Source organism: Bacillus jepli (assembly GCF_047238305.1).
In the GTDB taxonomy this organism is placed as follows: Bacteria; Bacillota; Bacilli; order Bacillales; family Bacillaceae_L; genus Ferdinandcohnia.
This window is the reverse complement of the sequence record NZ_JBDFMO010000001.1, coordinates 4,005,169-4,025,170: the sequence shown is the minus strand read 5'-3', so window position 1 is coordinate 4,025,170 and position 20,002 is coordinate 4,005,169. Positions and strand designations below refer to the sequence as shown.

General features: G+C 39.7%; 18 protein-coding genes. 16 read left to right on the top strand and 2 right to left on the bottom strand.

Translation table 11 applies throughout. The features are described from left to right. The 11 genes from preA (at position 1) to ABC371_RS20505 (ending at position 13,500) form a co-directional block, all read left to right on the top strand. Positions 1 to 1,284: an NAD-dependent dihydropyrimidine dehydrogenase subunit PreA gene (gene preA / locus ABC371_RS20555; protein ID WP_412898501.1), complete on the top strand. Its 1,284-nt coding sequence runs from the start codon at positions 1 to 3 to the stop codon at positions 1,282 to 1,284. A gap of 19 nt (positions 1,285 to 1,303) precedes the next feature. Further along, positions 1,304 to 2,722 carry a dihydropyrimidinase gene (hydA, locus tag ABC371_RS20550; protein ID WP_412899409.1) on the top strand — a complete coding sequence of 473 codons (1,419 nt, stop codon included), beginning with the start codon at positions 1,304 to 1,306 and terminating at the stop codon, positions 2,720 to 2,722. Between the two features lie 193 nt (positions 2,723 to 2,915). Continuing rightward, positions 2,916 to 4,241 (top strand): solute carrier family 23 protein, encoded by a 1,326-nt coding sequence (locus ABC371_RS20545; RefSeq protein ID WP_412898500.1) that lies wholly within the window; start codon positions 2,916 to 2,918, stop codon positions 4,239 to 4,241. Between the two features lie 33 nt (positions 4,242 to 4,274). After that, positions 4,275 to 4,487, top strand: coding sequence for a hypothetical protein (locus tag ABC371_RS20540; RefSeq protein WP_136379093.1), 213 nt, complete (start codon positions 4,275 to 4,277; stop codon positions 4,485 to 4,487). Positions 4,488 to 4,681: 194 nt separating this feature from the next. Then, a complete protein-coding gene (gene tnpA, locus ABC371_RS20535) occupies positions 4,682 to 5,086 on the top strand; it encodes an IS200/IS605 family transposase (RefSeq protein WP_412898499.1) in 405 nt (134 codons plus the stop codon). Between the two features lie 3 nt (positions 5,087 to 5,089). Beyond that, on the top strand, positions 5,090 to 6,178 hold the full coding sequence (gene tnpB, locus ABC371_RS20530; RefSeq protein ID WP_412898498.1) for an IS200/IS605 family element RNA-guided endonuclease TnpB: 1,089 nt from the start codon (positions 5,090 to 5,092) through the stop codon (positions 6,176 to 6,178). A 248-nt stretch (positions 6,179 to 6,426) separates the two neighbouring features. Beyond that, positions 6,427 to 8,034, top strand: a complete 1,608-nt coding sequence (locus tag ABC371_RS20525; protein WP_412898497.1) for a PucR family transcriptional regulator — start codon at positions 6,427 to 6,429, stop codon at positions 8,032 to 8,034. A 167-nt stretch (positions 8,035 to 8,201) separates the two neighbouring features. Continuing rightward, positions 8,202 to 9,668, top strand: coding sequence for a CoA-acylating methylmalonate-semialdehyde dehydrogenase (locus ABC371_RS20520; RefSeq protein WP_412898496.1), 1,467 nt, complete (start codon positions 8,202 to 8,204; stop codon positions 9,666 to 9,668). A 16-nt stretch (positions 9,669 to 9,684) separates the two neighbouring features. Continuing rightward, positions 9,685 to 11,037, top strand: a complete 1,353-nt coding sequence (locus ABC371_RS20515) for an aspartate aminotransferase family protein (RefSeq protein ID WP_412898495.1) — start codon at positions 9,685 to 9,687, stop codon at positions 11,035 to 11,037. A gap of 94 nt (positions 11,038 to 11,131) precedes the next feature. After that, positions 11,132 to 12,232 carry an alanine dehydrogenase gene (gene ald, locus ABC371_RS20510; RefSeq protein WP_412898494.1) on the top strand — a complete coding sequence of 367 codons (1,101 nt, stop codon included), beginning with the start codon at positions 11,132 to 11,134 and terminating at the stop codon, positions 12,230 to 12,232. A 17-nt stretch (positions 12,233 to 12,249) separates the two neighbouring features. Beyond that, positions 12,250 to 13,500, top strand: a complete 1,251-nt coding sequence (locus ABC371_RS20505) for a M20 family metallo-hydrolase (RefSeq protein ID WP_412898493.1) — start codon at positions 12,250 to 12,252, stop codon at positions 13,498 to 13,500. Between the two features lie 197 nt (positions 13,501 to 13,697). Here the strand turns inward: ABC371_RS20505 and ABC371_RS20500 are convergent, their stop codons facing one another. Continuing rightward, entirely contained in the window at positions 13,698 to 14,015 is a 318-nt protein-coding gene (locus ABC371_RS20500; RefSeq protein WP_412898492.1) for a hypothetical protein, read from the bottom strand. Positions 14,016 to 14,163: 148 nt separating this feature from the next. Between ABC371_RS20500 and ABC371_RS20495 the strand changes: the two genes are divergently transcribed. From ABC371_RS20495 to ABC371_RS20480, 4 genes are read left to right on the top strand one after another with little or no spacing between them, the layout of a single operon-like run. Continuing rightward, positions 14,164 to 14,364 carry a hypothetical protein gene (locus ABC371_RS20495; RefSeq protein ID WP_412898491.1) on the top strand — a complete coding sequence of 67 codons (201 nt, stop codon included), beginning with the start codon at positions 14,164 to 14,166 and terminating at the stop codon, positions 14,362 to 14,364. A 47-nt stretch (positions 14,365 to 14,411) separates the two neighbouring features. After that, positions 14,412 to 15,557, top strand: coding sequence for a GNAT family N-acetyltransferase (locus tag ABC371_RS20490; RefSeq protein ID WP_412898490.1), 1,146 nt, complete (start codon positions 14,412 to 14,414; stop codon positions 15,555 to 15,557). A gap of 11 nt (positions 15,558 to 15,568) precedes the next feature. Next, positions 15,569 to 16,834, top strand: a complete 1,266-nt coding sequence (gene kynU / locus ABC371_RS20485; RefSeq protein WP_412898489.1) for a kynureninase — start codon at positions 15,569 to 15,571, stop codon at positions 16,832 to 16,834. 49 nt (positions 16,835 to 16,883) lie between these two features. Beyond that, entirely contained in the window at positions 16,884 to 17,627 is a 744-nt protein-coding gene (locus tag ABC371_RS20480) for a hypothetical protein (RefSeq protein WP_412898488.1), read from the top strand. A 37-nt stretch (positions 17,628 to 17,664) separates the two neighbouring features. Here ABC371_RS20480 and ABC371_RS20475 read toward each other — a convergent pair whose 3' ends face one another. Next, positions 17,665 to 18,660 carry a zinc-binding dehydrogenase gene (locus tag ABC371_RS20475; RefSeq protein WP_412898487.1) on the bottom strand — a complete coding sequence of 332 codons (996 nt, stop codon included), beginning with the start codon at positions 18,658 to 18,660 and terminating at the stop codon, positions 17,665 to 17,667. A gap of 244 nt (positions 18,661 to 18,904) precedes the next feature. Here ABC371_RS20475 and ABC371_RS20470 point away from each other — a divergent pair, with 244 nt between their 5' ends. Beyond that, positions 18,905 to 19,951 (top strand): DmpA family aminopeptidase, encoded by a 1,047-nt coding sequence (locus ABC371_RS20470; protein ID WP_412898486.1) that lies wholly within the window; start codon positions 18,905 to 18,907, stop codon positions 19,949 to 19,951. Positions 19,952 to 20,002 lie beyond the last annotated feature (51 nt).

The following is a 20,002-nucleotide window of genomic DNA, read 5'->3' as shown; positions in this document are numbered from 1 at the left end:
ATGGCAGATTTACGAATTAATCTAGCAGGGATCGAATCCCCCAATCCGTTTTGGCTAGCATCTGCTCCCCCAACAAATTCTGGTTATCAAGTCCAACGTGCGTTTGATGCTGGATGGGGCGGAGCAGTGTGGAAGACATTAGGTGACCCGATTTTAAATGTTACGTCACGATTTGGAGCAGTAAGCTTCAACGGGCATCGAGTCGCAGGCTTTAATAATATTGAGTTAATTTCAGATCGACCAATTGAGGTCAACTTAAAAGAGATCAAAGAAACAAAGAAGCTATTTCCAAATCATACGATCATTGCTTCATTAATGGTTGAACCAAAACAAGATAAATGGCATGAAATCGTAAAAAGAGTAGAAGAAGTGGGCGTAGATGGATTAGAGCTTAACTTTGGCTGTCCACATGGCATGGCTGAAAGAGGAATGGGCTCGGCATCTGGTCAGGTCCCTTCACTTGTAGAACAACAAACCTATTGGGTTAAAGAAGTAGCACAAACACCTGTCATTGTTAAGCTAACGCCAAATATTACGGACATCACGGCTACTGCGGAGGCTGCTACCCGGGGTGGTGCTGATGCGATTAGCATGATCAACACGATTAATAGTTTAGCAGGCGTTGATTTGGATACGTGGAACACAATTCCACATGTTGCAGGAAAAGGAGCGCATGGTGGGTATTGTGGACCAGCTGTAAAGCCGATTGCGCTTAATATGGTTGCTGAATGTGCTAGAAGTCCACATATCAATATCCCGATTTCTGGTATTGGTGGAATTTCAACTTGGCAGGATGCGGTTGAATATATGCTAATGGGTGCCTCTGGAGTTCAGGTTTGTACGGCTGCTATGCATCATGGTTTTAGAATTGTAGAAGACATGATTGAAGGGTTGGATAACTATCTCGATCAAAAAGGGATTGCTTCTGTCATGGATATTGTTGGAAAAACAGTTCCGAAGTATTCAGACTGGGGTGAACTTGACCTCAACTATAAAATAGTTGCTCGTATCAATAACGATATTTGTATAAATTGTAATAAGTGTCATATTGCATGCGAAGATACGTCACATCAATGTATCGATATGCTTAAGGACGGAAATGGCTACAACATCCTTAAGGTAAGAGAGGAAGACTGTGTCGGCTGTAACCTATGTTCAATCGTATGTCCGGTTGACGGGGCGATTGATATGGTTGAAGTCCCAAGCGGGTTACCTCCAATGACATGGAATGAGCGCCAGGCAGCTCTTGGTGCGGTTAGTTGTAAAGTAGACTCAGTTAAGTAATTTCTAGGGGAGGGTTATGATGAAGAAGGTTATTAAAAATGGAACCATTGTAACAGCAACAGATACGTATCAAGCAGAAATTCTTGTGGAAAATAGTGTGATCAACCAAATCGGGATGAATCTTTCGACAGAAGGTGCGGAAGTAATTGATGCTAATGGATGTTATGTATTTCCAGGTGGAATCGATCCTCATACCCATCTAGAAATGCCCTTTGGAGGTACAGTCACAAAGGATGATTTTGAAACAGGAACAATTGCCGCTGCTTTTGGTGGAACAACGACAGTTATTGATTTTTGCTTGTCCAATAAAGGTGAGCCATTAAAAGACGCGATTGATACATGGCACGGGAAGTCAAAGGGCAAAGCAGTGATTGACTATGGCTTTCACCTTTCAATTGGAGAAGTAAATGATGCGGTATTAAATGAACTTCCATCCGTGATTGAAAATGAAGGGATCACATCCTTCAAAGTATTTATGGCCTATAAAAATGTCCTTCAGGCAGATGATGAAACCTTATTTAAAACACTACTTGCTGCTAAAGAATTAGGTGCACTCGTCATGGTTCACGCTGAAAATGGAGATGTCATCGACTATCTTGTGAAAAAGGCTCTCAGCGAAGGAAAAACAGAACCAATCTATCATGCATTAACAAGGCCACAAGAGATTGAAGGAGAGGCTACTGAAAGAGCAGCAACCTTTGCAGGTCTTGCGAATTCTCAGCTTTACGTCGTTCATGTTACATGTGCAGACGCTGTAAAAGCTATTACTGAAGCGAGAGAGAAAGGCTTTGATGTGTGGGGAGAAACATGTCCACAATATTTAGTTCTCGATCAATCGTATCTAGAAAAGCCAAACTTCGAAGGAGCGAAATACGTCTGGTCCCCACCATTACGTGAAAAATGGAATCAAGATGTACTATGGAATGCACTTAGAACAGGGCAGCTTCAGACATTTGGTTCAGATCAATGTTCGTTTGATTTTAAAGGTCAAAAGGAGCTTGGTTTAGGTGATTTCTCGAAAATTCCTAACGGCGGACCTATGATTGAAGAACGCTTAACGGTTCTATTCTCAGAAGGTGTCAAAAAAGGAAGAATTACATTAAATCAGTTTGTAGACTTAACTTCTACAAGAGTTGCAAAATTATTTGGACTATATCCAAAGAAGGGTACAATTGCCGTTGGAGCGGATGCAGATATTGTGATTTTTGATCCAACGATTGAGCGAACCATTTCTGCTGAAACACACCATATGGCAGTCGATTACAGTGCATTTGAGGGCATGAAATTTACTGGAGAACCAGTATCTGTCCTTTCTAGAGGAGAGTTTGTTGTTCGTGATAAGCAATTTGTTGGAAAACTAGGTGCAGGTCAATTCATTAAACGTGCAAAATACGGTGAAAATTATGAAATAGCAAAGGATAAAACAGCCACAGTGTAATGTAAGTGAAAGGAGGGAGTGGATGCTCCTTCCTTGTTTAAGAAAAGAAAAAGAGGTGTCAATTGCAACTAAATATTTCTGAATATTTGAAAAAAGAGAAGGAATGTTTATTTAATAAAAAGGTTATTTTATGAGGCCTTTAGAATTAGGAATTTAGCCATTTTAGTAATTCAAAAGTAAAGGGGGAATAGGAATGAGCAGTACAGATTCAAAAAAGGTTGTTTTAGGGATAAATGAGACACCACCTCCAGGGAAGTTTTTAGTATTAAGCATTCAGCACTTGTTTGCGATGTTCGGAGCAACAATCTTAGTACCGTATCTTGTTGGGTTATCCCCAGGTGTAGCCCTTATTTCAAGTGGAATCGGTACATTGACTTTTCTTATTATTACGAAAGGGCAAGTACCTGCCTATGTTGGGTCGTCATTTGCATTTATCGCACCAATCATAGCCGCAACCGCAGCAGATGGTCCAGGTGCAGCAATGATTGGAAGTTTTTTAGCAGGTCTCGTATACGGGATTGTTGCTCTAATTATTAAAGCCACGGGCCATAAATGGCTGGTTAAATTACTTCCTCCAGTTGTTGTTGGCCCCGTTATCATAGTAATCGGACTTAGCCTTGCACCAACAGCAGTCGGTATGGCAATGAATAACGCTAATGGCGAGTATAGTCTTCTTCATTTTTCCGTTGCATTAGTGACTTTGCTTATCGTGATTTTAAGCTCCATTTTCCTAAGAGGTTTTTTAAATCTAATTCCTGTCTTAATTGGAATAGTAGGTGGATATATTTTTGCTGCCATTGTTGGATTAGTTGATTTATCAGGTGTTAAGTCTGCTAACATTTTTGAAATGCCAGATTTCCTATTTCCCTTTGTTCATTATTCCCCTACAGTCACTTTAAGTATCATTGCGTTAATGGTACCAGTTTCAATTGTTACATTATCTGAACATATTGGGCATCAAATGGTATTAAGTAAGGTTGTTAGTAAAGATTTGATTCAACGACCTGGTTTACATCGTTCGATTATGGGAGATGGTATTGCCACTATGCTTGCTGCTTTAATGGGTGGTCCACCGAATACGACGTACGGCGAAAATATTGGTGTGTTAGCGATTACAAGAGTATTTAGCGTTTTTGTTATCGGAGGGGCTGCTGTTTTTGCAATCCTGTTTGGGTTTATCGGAAAAATCACAGCACTTATTAGTTCAATACCAACAGCCGTAATGGGTGGAATTTCCCTTTTATTATTCGGGATCATTGCTGCTTCGGGATTGAGGATGCTCGTTGATAGTAAAGTAGATTTAGACGATAAGCGAAACCTGATTATTTCATCCGTCATCTTAGTTGTTGGGATTGGTGGAGCTATCATGAAGTTTACAGCAAACTTTGAAATTCATGGGATGGCTCTGGCAGCTATTTTAGGGGTTCTGTTAAATTGGGTCTTACCTGGAGGAGGCGAAGCCGAGGAAGAAGTCAATATGTATGAGGTTGAGTTAGATCAGAAAACAACTGCACAATAAAAGAGTAATTGTGATACAAAGGAGTGTCCATACATGTCAGAATACCAAATCTTTTTACAAGAGAGAGACAAAATTGATTTTTTACTTCAAAAAGGCTATAAAATGACGAGTGTAATTGAAAATCTTAGTGGGGCATTCGTAGATTTTGAGAATAACGGTCAAAAAGAAACCCTCCACATTATTACACCAGAAGGGCGAAAGTATTTTGCGGTAATGCTAATTAAGCAACAACAGGAAGGTGCTTAAGAGTCTGTATCCAGATTAACAGGAAAAAGCCAGTGTCTTTAACGTAATCCGACAGAATTCCCCTTCCTCAAGGAATGTGAAGGGAGAAGCCCAATGAGTAGGGAGGGGATGAATGTCGGATAGGCGATAGCCTAAAGGATTATTGTATGCACTTCTTGTTATTCAGTCGTTTACTGAAATAAAGAGGTGATACAGTGAAACTAGACACAAATAATCATTCAGTATTCAAGCTTAACTACCACCTTATTATGGTTGTAAAATACCGAAGAAAAGTCATTGACGATACTATCTCAACTAGATTGAAAACCATATTTGAAGATATTGGGGAAAAGTATCATATCACCGTAACAGAATGGAATCATGATATGGACCATGTTCACGTTCTCCTTACAGCTAAACCCAATACAGAACTATCTAAGTTCATCAACGCCTATAAGAGTGCCAGTTCACGAAAAATCAAAAACGAATTCCCTGAAATCAGACAAAAACTATGGAAAGAATACTTCTGGTCACAAAGCTATTGCCTGCTAACAGTTGGTGGTGCACCATTAGAAGTATTAAAACAGTATATTGAAACTCAAGGACAAAAGGGGGTGTAGGCAATGTTGAAAGCATACAAGTATCGTATTTATCCGAATAAAGAACAACGCATATTCTTTGCGAAAACCTTTGGATGTGTACGTTTCGTGTATAACAAAATGCTTGCTGATAGAATAAAATCTTACAACGAGTCACAAGAAAAAGCAGAAAAAACTATCAAATTTCCTACACCAGCGCAATATAAAGCTGAATTCCCTTTCTTAAAAGAAGTAGATAGCCTTGCTCTAGCGAATGCCCAAATAAATTTAGATAAAGCTTATGCTAATTTCTTTCGTGATAAATCAGTGGGGTTCCCAAAATTCAAAGCTAAAAAAGACGATCATCGTAGCTACAAGACGAATAATCAAAAGGGAACTGTCTTCGTTGAAAAGGGCTATATCAAACTACCAAAATTAAAAACATTGGTACGAATCAAGCAACACAGACAATTCCAAGGTTTGATTAAGTCCGTAACCATTTCTCAAGCGCCGACAGGCAAATACTTTGCTTCTGTTTTGGTGGAAGAAAATGAACAGCTATTTCCTAAGATTGATACTAGGGTCGGTATTGATGTCGGCTTAAAATACTTTGCGATATTATCCAATGGCAAGAAATATGAAAACCCTAAGTGGTTGCGTAAAGTTGAAAAAAGATTAGCTTTCTTGCAACGTTCTTTGTCACGTAAAAAGAAGGGTTCAAGCAATCGCAATAAGATTAGATTGCAAATTGCGAAACTTCACGAAAAAATCGCTAACCAACGGAATGATTTTCTTCACAAAATCAGTAACGAAATCACAAACGAAAACCAAGTTATTGTGATTGAGGACTTAAAAGTGAAGAATATGCAAAAGAATCATAAGTTAGCAAAAGCCATCAGCGAAGTATCCTGGTCTAAATTCAGAGAATATCTTAACTATAAAGCCGTTTGGAAAGGTCGTGATTTGATAATCGCACCTAAGAATTATGCTTCTAGTCAGCTATGTTCTTGTTGTGGGTACAAGAACATGGAAGTAAAAAATCTAAACCTTCGTGAATGGGATTGCCCAGAGTGCAACAGCCATCATGACAGAGATATAAATGCAAGTATCAACTTGCTAAAACTAGCCATGTAAATGGTATCTTCCATAGGGGTAGGGACTACCCTCATAGCTTGGTAAATATAGATAGCTAACAAAAGTATCTAGTTCCCGAGAAGCCCCTTCTTCAATCAGACCGCAAGGTCGATAAGGAGGGGTAGTTCACCTGAAAGATACTGGCTTTTTCGCGGAGGTTGGAAAAAAAGTAGAAAAAGCGTCCCTTTTACTCTCAATATCATATATAATTAAGCTAATCTGAAAATTCAGTATAGGGGAGCTGTAGATTGAAATCATCTATTACCGTTGAAGATATTTTAAGTCGAAGGCATTTTGAAAGCAGTAAAGTCATTGCCGGTAAAGAAGGACTCGGGCGACAAGTAAAATGGGTCCACGTTGTTGAAGTAACAAATATTAGGAATCTTTTAAATGGGAATGAATTAATTCTTTCAACTGGAGTTGCTTGGAGGGATAATAAGGAAAAATTTATCTCAGTCATCGAGCAATTAATTGATTCACAGGCAGCAGGAATCTGTATTGAAATAGGAACATATACCCCATCGATCCCACCAGAAATTATTGATATTGCAAATAAATCATATTTTCCAATCATTGTTTTTTTACAAGAAGTACCATTTGTTGAAATTACCCAAGACATCCATGGACTCCTTATTAACCGCCAATACCAAATGATTTCCAACCTTGAAAGTTACTCACAAGCCTTAAATAAAAGTTTATTAACAATCGATCATTATGTTGACATTCTAAAATTTATTAGAAGCTACCTCCATGTCCAAGTAATCATCCTCTTTAATAACAATGAATCTCTATTTATTCCAGAAGCTACCGAACAAAAACGAATGAAACTATTAGAATGTATAAGGTCTCAGTTTGAAGATTCTACCTATGTGGCAAAAAGCACCATCCATTTATTAGGAGAAAGCTATGCGGAATTGGTGATCATCACTGAGGATAGAGAATTAACCGAATTTGATCACCTGATTTTAGATCGGACAGCAACAGCCCTTGCTCAGCTTTTTCTTCGTAACCTTTATGTCGAGGAAAAGCAAAGGGTAGAAGCAACTGAATGGATCAATGATTGGTTAGAAGGTGAACAAAGCCAAGAGTCAATCAATGAATATTTAGCATTGAATTCAACAAGTAAACCCAAGGGAGCCGTTGTTTGTATTTGTAAAATAGATGCAATTGGCGAGTATTCTACAAGTGATTTAACCTATTTTAAAATGTTTACTAGGGCCATTTTTGAACAGCGGGGCTTTACACTTTTTGTCACTGAAAAAAGAAACACGATTGTTTTAATTATGCTTAATGAGCGAACTACTACGACATGGAAAGCAAGAGTTCAGGAAGGAATTCAGAGGCTATTAAACTCTGACATACATCGTGTGAAAACTAAGGTCCTTCCGGTATTTGGGATTGGGAAATTTGTAGAAGAGTTAACAGATGTGCATAAAAGCTATCAAACGGCATTTGAAACAATCCGAATTCAAAAGCGGATGTCTATTCCAGCACAGAGTTATTTTTATGATGATTTACATATTTTTCGACTTATTTCATTGCTTCATAGACATATTGATTTACAGGAAGTCGTTCTGGAATATTTAGAACCAGTCATCGCCTATGATAAAAAATATAATGGAAAGCTAATGGAAACACTCAAAACCTATTTATCATGTAACGGCTCCAAACAAGAAACTGCAAAGCGCTTATTTATTGTGAGGCAAACACTATATCACCGTATTCAAAAGCTTGAAAAACTACTAGGATCAGATTTTATGAGTCACGAAAAACGACTGGCGATTGAGTTTATGATTTTATCATACGAATTTTTAGTATCATCCAAACAATTAAAAGAGAAAAAGGAAATTTTATAACCCACTGCGTGGGTTTTTTAGTGCAAAGGTATCATTCATAATGTGGAAAAATTACAAGCAGTTATTTTACAGAATGTCTAATGAAAGCACTTTCATTTTAAAGGATAATGAGCTTATAGGGTAAGGGTTTGGAATCGTACGATTACGAAAAGGAGGATATGTAAAATATGACCGTAGTTAAACGTGAAACAGATGTATTAAAAAACTATATAAATGGAGAATGGGTGGATGCGCTAGGAACGGAAACGCTTGAGGTACCGAATCCTGCAACAAAAGAAACATTAGTACGTGTGCCGCTTTCTTCAAAGGAAGACGTAGATCTCGCTGTCAAAGCTGCTAGAGAAGCATTCAAAACCTGGAAAAATACCCCGGTTCCAAAACGGGCAAGGATCTTATACAAATATCACTATTTACTAACAGAAAATCATGAAAGGCTAGCAAGACTGGTTGTCCAAGAAAACGGTAAAGCCTATAAGGAAGCACATGGTGAAGTTTTACGTGGAATTGAATGTGTGGAATTTGCAGCAGGTGCTCCTACGTTAATGATGGGTGAGACATTATCGAATATTGCGGAGGATATAGACTCTGAAATGTTCCGCTACCCATTAGGAGTAGTAGGTGGAATTACCCCATTTAATTTCCCGATGATGGTCCCGATGTGGATGTTTCCATTAGCCATTGCACTTGGCAATACGTTTGTATTAAAGCCATCTGAACGGACACCTATGCTTGCGAATGAGCTTGCACGCTTACTTACGGAAGCGGGGGCACCAAATGGAGTGTTAAACGTTGTTCATGGGGCACATGATGTTGTAAATGGTTTGCTAGATCATCCGAATGTAAGTGCCATATCATTTGTAGGCTCACAGCCTGTTGCCAAATATGTATATGAGCGTGCAGCTGCGCAAGGCAAACGAGTTCAAGCCTTATCAGGTGCGAAAAACCACCATATTGTCATGCCGGACGCAGACATGGAAAAAGCGGTAGCTAATATTATCAGCTCGACATTTGGAAGTGCAGGACAACGTTGCATGGCTTGCAGTGCCGTTGTTGTTGTAGGGAACGGTGAAAAATTTGTGTCTGCACTTAAGGATGCTGCAGATCAGCTGACGATTGGAAATGGAATGGATGATGAGGTGCTACTAACACCTGTTATTCGCGAGTCACACCTGAAAAAAGTTCTGGGCTACGTGGAAAAAGGACTTGAGGAAGGTGCCGAACTTATAAGGGATGGAAGAAAAGAAATGGATGAGATGCCAGACGGAAACTTTTTGGGGCCAACCATTTTTGACCATGTAACTCCAGATATGACGATTGCCAAAGAGGAAATCTTTGCACCAGTTCTAAGTCTGTTACGTGCTAAGGATTTAGATGAAGGTCTTGACTATATTCGAAAGTCACGTTTTGGAAATGGCGCCACCATCTATACAAAAGATGCAAGAGCCGCCAGACAATTTAGAGAGGAAGCGGAAGCAGGAATGCTCGGTATCAATGTTGGTGTACCAGCAACAATGGCGTTTTTCCCATTTTCGGGTTGGAAGGATTCCTTCTACGGTGACCTCCATGTGAATGGTAAGGATGGAGTGAATTTCTATACACGTAAAAAAATGATTACATCCCGTTTTGACTATTAAAAGGAGGGAAGGCGGTATGACAAAGGTTACACACGGGGAAGACCTGTTAACAAAGGATAAGGATTATGTATGGCATTCGATGAAGCCATACAATCCTAATTCAACTCTTGTGATTCAAAAAGCAGAAGGGTCATGGTTAATAGATCATAATGGGAAGCGGTATCTCGATGCAATGTCAGGGCTTTGGTGTGTAAATGTGGGGTATGGAAGAAAAGAGCTTGCGGATGCTGCTCATGAACAGCTTAAAGAAATGGCATATTATCCATTAACACATAGCCATGAACCTGCGATAAAACTAGCTGAAAAGCTTAATGAAATGCTTGGAGACGAGTATGTCATCTTCTTCTCAAATAGTGGTTCGGAAGCGAATGAAACAGCTTTTAAACTAGTTAGGCAATACCATCAACAAAAAGGGGAGCACTCCCGTTACAAATTTATCTCACGCTATCGTGCCTACCATGGTAATTCAATGGGATCGCTTGCCGCAACTGGTCAAGCGCAGCGAAAGTATAAATATGAACCACTCGCACCAGGATTTCTCCATGTGGCACCACCTGATGTATATCGTTCAGATGAAAAAGTAGATGCAAAAGCTTCGGAATTACAATCAGTAAAAGATATTGACCGTGTGATGACGTGGGAACTTAGTGAAACGATAGCGGGAGTGATCATGGAACCAATCATTACTGGTGGGGGTGTCATTGTTGCACCTGACCAGTACATGGCGGGGGTAAAGGAAGTATGTGAAAAACATGGTGCGCTTTTAATTGTGGATGAGGTCATATGTGGGTTCGGTCGTACCGGAAAAACATTTGGATTTATGAACTATGGGGTGAAACCAGATATTATTACAATGGCAAAGGGCATTACAAGTGCGTATCTACCATTATCTGCAACGGCCGTTAGAAAGGAAATTTATGAAGCATTTAAAGGGTCAGAGGAATATGATTATTTTCGTCATGTGAATACATTCGGTGGAAACCCAGCAGCTTGTGCCTTAGCCCTTAAAAATCTAGAGATTATGGAAAACGAAAAGCTCTTTGAGCGATCACAAGTTCTTGGATTTCGATTAAAAGAAGGTCTTACAGCAGCTTTAGCGGACCATCCATATGTAGGAGACGTAAGAGGGAAAGGGTTATTAATTGGGCTTGAATTAGTCAAGGACAAACAAACAAAAGAACCTCTTGACGCTGATCAAGTCAATAAAGTCATAGCGGGCTGCCTAAGAAAGGGTCTTATTATCGGGAAAAATGGAGCTACAGTGGCAGGGTACAATAATGTACTAACCCTTGCTCCTCCACTTACGATTTCAAAGGAAGACTTAGAATTTGTCCAAAGAACTGTAGTGGAAGAAATAAAGGACTTGTAAAAAGATGAAACCAACACTCGTAATCTATTTGTTTATGATCATGGATTACGGGTGTATTTGTCCGAAGAATTTGAAAAGAGAAAGGTGGATGGGGATGAGGATTGGAGTACCTAAGGAAATTAAGAATAATGAAAATCGTGTAGCCCTTACTCCTGCTGGTGTATCACAACTGGTTCAACATAATCACGCGGTTTTTATTGAAACAGGTGCGGGCAAGAACTCAGGATTCTTTGATGAGCTCTACATAGAAGCAGGAGCAACCATTGTCCATTCGGCTGCTGATGCATGGGCTTGCGATATGGTGATAAAGGTAAAAGAACCGATTCAAGAGGAGTATCAATACTTTTATGACGGACTTATCCTATTTACGTATTTGCATCTAGCTGCTGATCGAGAGTTAACGCAAGCCTTGATGCAAAAGAATGTTGTGGCCATTGCCTATGAAACGGTCCAATTAGAGGATCGAAGTCTTCCCTTACTAACCCCGATGAGTGAGGTAGCTGGTCGAATGGCTACACAAATTGGCGCTTCATTTCTTGAAAAAACAAAAGGAGGCAAAGGAGTTCTACTTGGTGGGGTTCCTGGAGTAAGTCGAGGGAAAGTGACCATCATCGGTGGCGGCGTCGTTGGAATGAACGCTGCGAAAATAGCAGTAGGACTTGGTGCACAAGTTTCAATTATGGATGTCAGTCCAACAAGATTACGTGAGTTAGATGATATTTTTGGTAATACCATCACGACACTCATGTCTAATCCTTATACGATTGGCCAAGCGGTTGCTGAATCAGACCTTGTGATTGGCGCTGTATTGATTCCAGGTGCTAAAGCACCAAAGCTAGTGACCGCAGAAATGGTTCGTTTAATGGAGGAAGGCTCAGTAATTGTGGATGTTGCCATTGATCAGGGCGGAATATTCGAAACAGCGACACATGTGACAACACATGCAAATCCTACATATACGAAACATGGAGTCGTTCATTATGCAGTCGGAAATATGCCTGGTGCTGTCCCAAGAACATCCACAATGGCGCTCACGAATGTAACAGTTCCTTATATTCTCCAGATTGCGAATAAAGGCTATGAGCGTGCGTTTGCAGAAAATAGATCCTTACAAAAGGGTCTAAATGTGATTGGTGGAAAGATCGTTTACGAAGGAGTTGCTAAAGCACATAATCTACCATTTGTGACTATTTAAAATAGGAGGCTGATGCTATGAATGTCCAAACACTAACCATTAATAAGGAACGGCTTGAAGAAAGAATAACAGCGTTATCGAAAATAGGGAAAATCGGTGAAACAGGAGTGTGCCGCCTTACACTTTCTAAGGAGGACCGTCAAGCCGTCGAAACGGTGAAAGGTTGGATGGAGGAAGCAGGCTTAACCGCTAGAATCGATGATTTTGGAAACTTAATAGGCAGATGGGAAGGAAAAAATCCAAACGAACCCATTTTAATGTTAGGGTCTCATATTGATTCTCAGCCGTATGGTGGACGATTTGACGGAGCGATTGGTGTATTAGGTGCACTTGAGGTTATTCAAACAATGAAAGAAAATCAGATTGTTCCAAACCAACCCATTGAGGTCATTGCCTTTTCTGATGAAGAAGGATGTCGTTTTAATAAAGGGTTATTTGGGGTCAGGGGAATCCTAGGCAAGCTTGAAGAAGGGGAATTAGAACGGAAGGATAAAGATGGTGTGACAAGAAGGGAGGCTCTTATTGAGTTTGGTTGTGATCCATCAAAGTTTAAAGAATCAGAATATCCAAAAGGAAGCATTGGGTCATTCCTTGAGATGCATATTGAGCAGGGACCAGTTTTAGAAAGTATGGATAAACCTATTGGAATTGTATCTGGGATTTCAGGTCCACTTTGGTTAACCGTTGAGTTAGAGGGCTTTGCAGGGCATGCTGGGTCTGTTCCAATGCCAATGAGGAAGGATGCACTCGTCGGTGCAGCTAAAATCATCGTTGCTCTAAATGAAATTGCAAGCCAAGAACCTGGTGCTCCAACTGTTGGTACCGTTGGAAGCTTACGAGTTTTCCCAGATTCACGAAACATCATTCCTGAAAAAGTAAGCTTTACGGTGGATTTGAGAGATATTGACATAAATAGACGTCATCGACTTGAAGCTCAATTACGTGACAAGATTAAAGCAATTACAGAGGAACATCAGCTACTTTGTACGATTACTGAGGACACGAATAGTGAACCTCGTTATTGCGCCGAGTGGATTAAAGAGATCATGCGTAATGAAATGAAACAGATCGGATTGGAACCAACGGAGCTCATGAGTGGTCCTTTTCACGATTCGCTAGCGATGTCTTATGAATGTGATTACGGGATGATTTTTGTCCGTTGTAAAGATGGAATTAGCCATAATCCAAAGGAATACTCAACTTTTGAGGATATTTCACTTGGAACGGAACTTCTGTATCGCACTACCGTAAAAATGGCATCGGAATAAAAATAAAAAACGAATGTAGAACATCAATCTACATTCGTTTTTCTTCATTATTTATTTGTAAAAAAGTCTTTAAATGCCTGGGTTATTTCAATTCCTTGGAAAATGAAGAGGCTTGTCACCGTTAACGAACATAATCCAATCATAATAAATCGAAACCACATATTTTTTCTCCTCCTTGATTTTTAAAGTGTAAAAAATCAAAGAGCTTTCACCACATAATTCGACTGATAAAAAATGGGCGTAATCCATGTGAATTTTCGAATGAATGGGTTCACATTAATATTAACTAACATTCCTTGAAGGACGAGTAATATGGATGTGATCGAAAAAAGCATCCAAGAAATCTTTAGTTTACCATCATCATTGAAAGTAAGATTGTCATATGAAACTCCACTAATCGTTACCGTATTCTCTTGAATATCTGATGATTTAAACGCATGGGAATGTGCAATTGTAGCTAAAAAAGACATAATTGCTACAAACATAATGATGGCAAAGATTACTTGCTTCCTCATTTTTACCATCTCCCCATTGTTAATGTTACAATCATACAACGGATAAAGTGAAAAATCTACAAAAACCTGTTTACAAAATCTGCGTAAAGTTTTTTCTAGGAAATTGAAAAATGTGGTAATTGTGTTACCCTTAAGGAGGGGTGTTGGAATGAGTAAAAGTAGGCGGAATCTCCTTATTGCCATTATCGGGAGTCTTCTAATTGTAACTTTTGCGGTTGTGAGAATACTAGAAATCAGGGATAACCATAAAATAAACATGCAAATAGCAGAAACATGTATGGACAATGGAGGAACAGTCGTTTTTGAAACAAAACATATTTTTAGTCTAACAGATGTTAGTTGTGAGTAAATATAAGTATCCTTTTGAATAATTACATATATTGGAGTTGTTAGGTTATGGCAATCGAGAGAATTACAGAAAATCAATTTATGGATTCCGTTCGTTTATCAGAGTATGCCTTTCAGTATAAAGTATCTGAAGAACAGCAAGAAGCTATCTTCAAGAATCTTAAAAAACAACAAATATATGGAATCTATGAAAATAGTATGTTAGCCGCTAAGTTTCATCTCATTCCACTTGCAACAAATGTAGGTGAACAGTCTTTTAAAATGGGCGGAATTGCAGGCGTAGCGACATATCCTGAATACCGTAGAAGAGGCTATGTGAAGGAATTGCTAACATATGCACTTGAGACAATGAAGACACAAGGGTTTACCGTATCGATGCTACATCCATTTGATGTTTCTTTTTATCGAAAATATGGGTGGGAGCTTTTTAGTAATCGCTTAAAAACGTTTTTTCAGCGTTCTGATTTAGTCATGCTTGAGCCTGTAGTGGGCTCGGTGAAACGGTATCTTTTTGAAAATGTTAATTTAGATGAACTTAAGAGGATATATGGTCAATATGCTTCACAGTTTTCTGGAATGCTTGTTCGTGAGGATGAATGGTGGAAGAGTGTGGTTGACGACTTACATATTGCGATTTATTATGATGCATCTGCTCAACCAATTGGATATATTCTTTATGAATCCAAGGACAACAAGATGACTGTTGAGGAGTTTGTTGCCATTAATTTTGAAGCACGTCGAGGCTTGTGGAATTTTATATGTCAACATGACTCGATGATATCTGAACTCGAGATGATCACGTATGAAAAAGAACCATTGTTTTTTGCGTTAAAGAAACAAAAAACAGTGAAACGAGAGATTTTACCTTATTTTATGGTTCGCATTGCCGATGTGGAGTCATTTTTAAAAGAATATAAATTTGCTGGAAATGAGACATTGAGGCTTCGAATTTCAGACCCTTTTGCACCTTGGAATGAAAAAACATTCCTTGTAAAAGAGGGTGAGGTTCGTGTTGTGAATGAAACAGAAGGCACAATAAAGTTGTCTATTAATGCATTATCAACGGCACTTTTTGGTCACAAGCGTCCAACTGAATTATTTGCGGCCGGAATGATTGAGGGAGCGGATCAGGATATCAAAGCTTTTGAAAAAATGATTCCGAACCGCGATGCCTATATGTACGATTTCTTTTAAGGAGGAAATCCATGTTTTTAGAGCAAGCTAGGAAATTAGATCGGGAAGATCCGCTCGCTAGGTTTCGAGATGAATTTTACCTTCAACCAAATACGATTTATATGGATGGAAACTCGCTTGGCTTATTATCGAAGCGTGCGGAACAATCATTGCTAGATTCGTTGGAAGATTGGAAGCAAAATGGGATCGATGGATGGACACAAGGGAGGCAGCCGTGGTTTTATATGTCAGAAAAAGCAAGTGAATTACTCGCTCCGCTTGTTGGCGCTTCTCCTGAGGAAGTAATTGTCACGGGCTCAACGACTGTTAATCTCCATCAGTTAGTTGCGACTTTTTATCAGCCAAAAGGCAAACGTACCAAGATTGTAGCGGATGAATTGAATTTTCCTTCTGATATATATGCGCTTCAAAGCCAGCTGCGGATTCACGGGTTTACCCCAGAAGAACAATTAGTTCGAGTGAAAAGCCATGATGGTCGTTATTTGGTCGAAGAGGATATCATTAATGCAATGACGGACGAGATTGCCTTAGTGGTTTTACCATCGATCTTGTATCGTAGTGGCCAAATCTTAGATATGGAGCGCCTAACAGTTGAAGCCCATAAACGCGGAATTTTAATCGGGTTTGATGGCTGTCATTCAGTCGGTGCAATCCCTCATTCTTTTTCCCAATGGGATGTGGACTTTGCGTTTTGGTGCAATTACAAGCATCTTAACGGAGGACCTGGGGCGGTTGCTGGGTTGTATGTAAATCGCAAGCATTTTGGGGTACAACCGGGCCTTGCGGGTTGGTTTGGGTCAAATAAAGAAAAGCAATTTGATATGGAGCATTCGTTTACCCCTGCGGACAGTGCCGGTGCGTTTCAAATTGGGACACCACATGTGCTCAGTTTGGCTCCTCTCCTTGGTTCACTTGACATGTTTGCAGAGGCAGGGATTGAACATATCCGAACGAAATCTCTTTTATTGACGAATTTTTTAGTGAAGTTAATTGATACAGAACTTGTTGGCATGGGATTTACGATCGGTTCACCGCGTGAGGAATCCGTTAGGGGAGGCCATGTTGGGCTAGAGCATAAAGAAGCAGCACGGATTTGCAAAGCGCTAAAAGAAAATGGGATCATTCCAGACTTTCGTGCTCCAAATATGATTCGACTTGCACCGGTTCCTCTTTATAATTCCTTTGAGGATGTTTGGAATGTCGTTCAGATGTTAAAAACAATAATGGAAGAAAAGCAATACGAAAAATTTAAAAATGAGCGGGACGTAGTAGCTTAAGGTATACCAATTTCGGTATACCTTTTACATCTTGAAGGAGGGAATTTAAGTGGCAATTGCACCTTATTCGAAATTTGACACCTATAAAAATAAAATCTTGTCATTGCCAGTGGACTATACTGAAGAGGACTTAAAAAATGAGAGGTTTTTATTGGAAAAGGACGAAAAGAAAAACCTAGAAATCTATTATGCACCGTTTGAATACGTAAATGAAGCGGCGAAGGTTATGATTGTCGGAATTACGCCAGGCATGCATCAGATGAAACGCTCCTATTCAACGATTCTCGATCCGAACAATAAGGGTCTTTCCGATGAACAGCTTCTTCATCAGGTCAAGAAAAACTCGAGTTTTGAAGGACCAATGAGGAAGAACTTAATTCAAATGTTGGACGAGCTTGGCTTGCACTCCCACTTAGAAATTGCCTCTACAAGTGAGCTGTTTCGGGCGGCAAGTCATCTCGTGCAAACGAGTTCTGTGATTACATATCCTGTTTTTTATAAAGGGAAAAACTACAGTGGTTCCACACCGAAAATGTTAAAAACGGAATTATTAAAGAAGTATGTGGTGGAATGTTTTGTAGAAGAAATAAAGAGTCTTCGAAATCCACTTATCATTCCTTTGGGGGTGAATGTGACCGCCGTGTTTGATTATCTTGTGGAAAGTGGCTATGTTTCACCCGATTCCGTGCTATATGGTTTTCCACATACATCAGGCGGGAACGGGCACCGTCATCGCCAATTTGCTGAGAATAAAGAACAAATGAAACAGAAACTGGCGACTTATTTTTCATAAGTAAAACTGCACCCTCTGAATGGGGTGCAGTTTTCGTTTACTCTTCAATTTTAATCGCAATTTTTCCGAACTGTTCTGCCTCATCAATTCGTTTCAGTGCGTTTGCCGTTTTTTCGAGAGGGAACACTTTATCCAAGACTGGTTTTATATTGTGCTCATTCACAAATTGAAGCATTTCATGGAACTCTTCTGTACTCGCCATCGTGGAGCCAAGTAACGTATACTGGCCATAGAAAAATTCACGGAGATTGAAGTCAACCGTATCACCAGCAGAAGCCCCAAATGTGACCATTTTTCCACCTTTTCGGAGTTGTCCGAGGGATTTATGGAAGGTCGCTGCTCCGACTGTTTCAACTACAATATCGACTTTTTCACCATTGAGTGCTTCACTCCAGTCGCTACTAGAGTCAATCGCAACGTCCGCACCTAATTCGAGTGCACGCTTAAGCTTTGCTTCTGAGCGTGAGGTAACAATGACGCGAGCCCCAACTGCCTTTGCAAAAAGTAAGAGGAAAGTAACTGCCCCACTGCCGATTCCTGGTAAAAGTACAGTATCGGTTGCTTTTAATTGTGCTCGAGTGAACAATGCACGATAGGCAGTCATGGCTGCAAGCGACAATACGCCAGCTTCATCCCATGATAAATGTGCTGGCTTTGGACCGACATTATCCGCTGAAAGTGTGATTTTTTCGGCAAATGTTCCGTGGTCAGGTAAGCCAAGGATCTCGTGACCTTCAGGAGGTGCATCACTTTTTTCTTTCCAGCCTAATGAAGGGTTGATGATTACTTCATCCCCAACCTTAATACCGTCTACACCAGGGCCAACTTCTTCAACAACCCCAGCCCCATCTGAACCAATTACAAGAGGTGGCTCTGTTTCTTTATGTCTATGTAAAACAAATAAATCACGGTGATTGAGGCCTGCGCTTTTTAGTTTGACCTTCACTTCTCCTGCTTTTGGTACTACTTCTTCGATATCTGAATAGGAAGTTCCATCCATTCCGGGAACTTTATAATGTACAAACGCTTTCATATTTTGTTACCCCTCCTCATTTGTAAGTATGATAGTTTTATTTTAATGGACCTTTACAGAAGATTTCAACTTATTGGATTGTGAAGGGGGTGTTTATTTGGATAAGGCTAGGAGTTGGTGATTAGGAAAAGTTTTAAGCAAAATGTTGCAATACCCCAAAACAAATATCTCCAACTTTATACTCAAGCTCACTTATCTATCCTATACTTATAACTAATACTAAATCGGAAAGGGTTTTTCACACATGCAAAAGAGATTACGAGATTATGGGATTCAAATAGGTACCTTACCAACGGGACCATTCAATAAAATCACAGATGTAAAAGGTGTCAAAGTTGGTCACTCAACGATTTCAAACGGAGACATCCAAACCGGAGTTACGGCCATCATCCCTCATGAACAAAATATTTTTAACAATAAAGTGGTTGCTGCTTCATATGCTATGAATGGGTTCGGTAAGACGATGGGTACTCTTCAAATTGATGAGCTTGGGACGATCGAAACACCGATTTTGCTAACAAATACACTGAGTGTGGGGGTGGCTGCAAATCATCTCATCGGCTATAGCTTAGCGCAAAATAAAGAAATTGGTGACACCACCGGAACTGTGAATTCTGTAATCGGTGAATGTAATGATATGTTTTTAAATAATATTCGTAAACAGTCCATCACTGTAGAACATGTTAGAGAAGCTATAGAAACTGCGGATACCCACTTTGAAGAGGGCAGCATTGGCGCAGGGATGGGTATGAAATGTTTTGGATTAAAAGGAGGAATCGGGTCGTCATCACGGGTTCTTACATACCCGCACGGGACGTATACTCTAGGCGTATTGGTGCTCTCGAATTTTGGGGAAATGGATCAGTTTCGATTTAATGGAATCCATGTTGGACCCTTGCTTAAAGCTATGCTTCCCTTAAAAAGTCCAGATGGCGACAAAGGCTCAATCATGATCATAATCGCAACCGATTTACCCGTCACATCACGTCAATTAAAGCGTATCATCAAGCGTGCATCAGTGGGACTAAGCAGAACTGGTTCATTTATTGGAAATGGTAGTGGAGATGTTTTCATTGGTTTTTCAACTGCAAATAAAATCAGTCACGAAAACAAGGGCTCATTGCAGAAATTTGAAGCAGTACATGAAGATGACTTGGATCAAGCGTTTTTAGCAACGGCTGATGCGACAGAGGAAGCTATTTTACAATCATTAGTTACGGCAAAAACGACTACAGGTCGGAATGGAAACACACTTTATTCATTAGCTGAATATATGGATGAGATACTTTAAAGTGACGACGCAAAACGCAAATCGCTACTACAAAATTGTGGAAAATGAGGA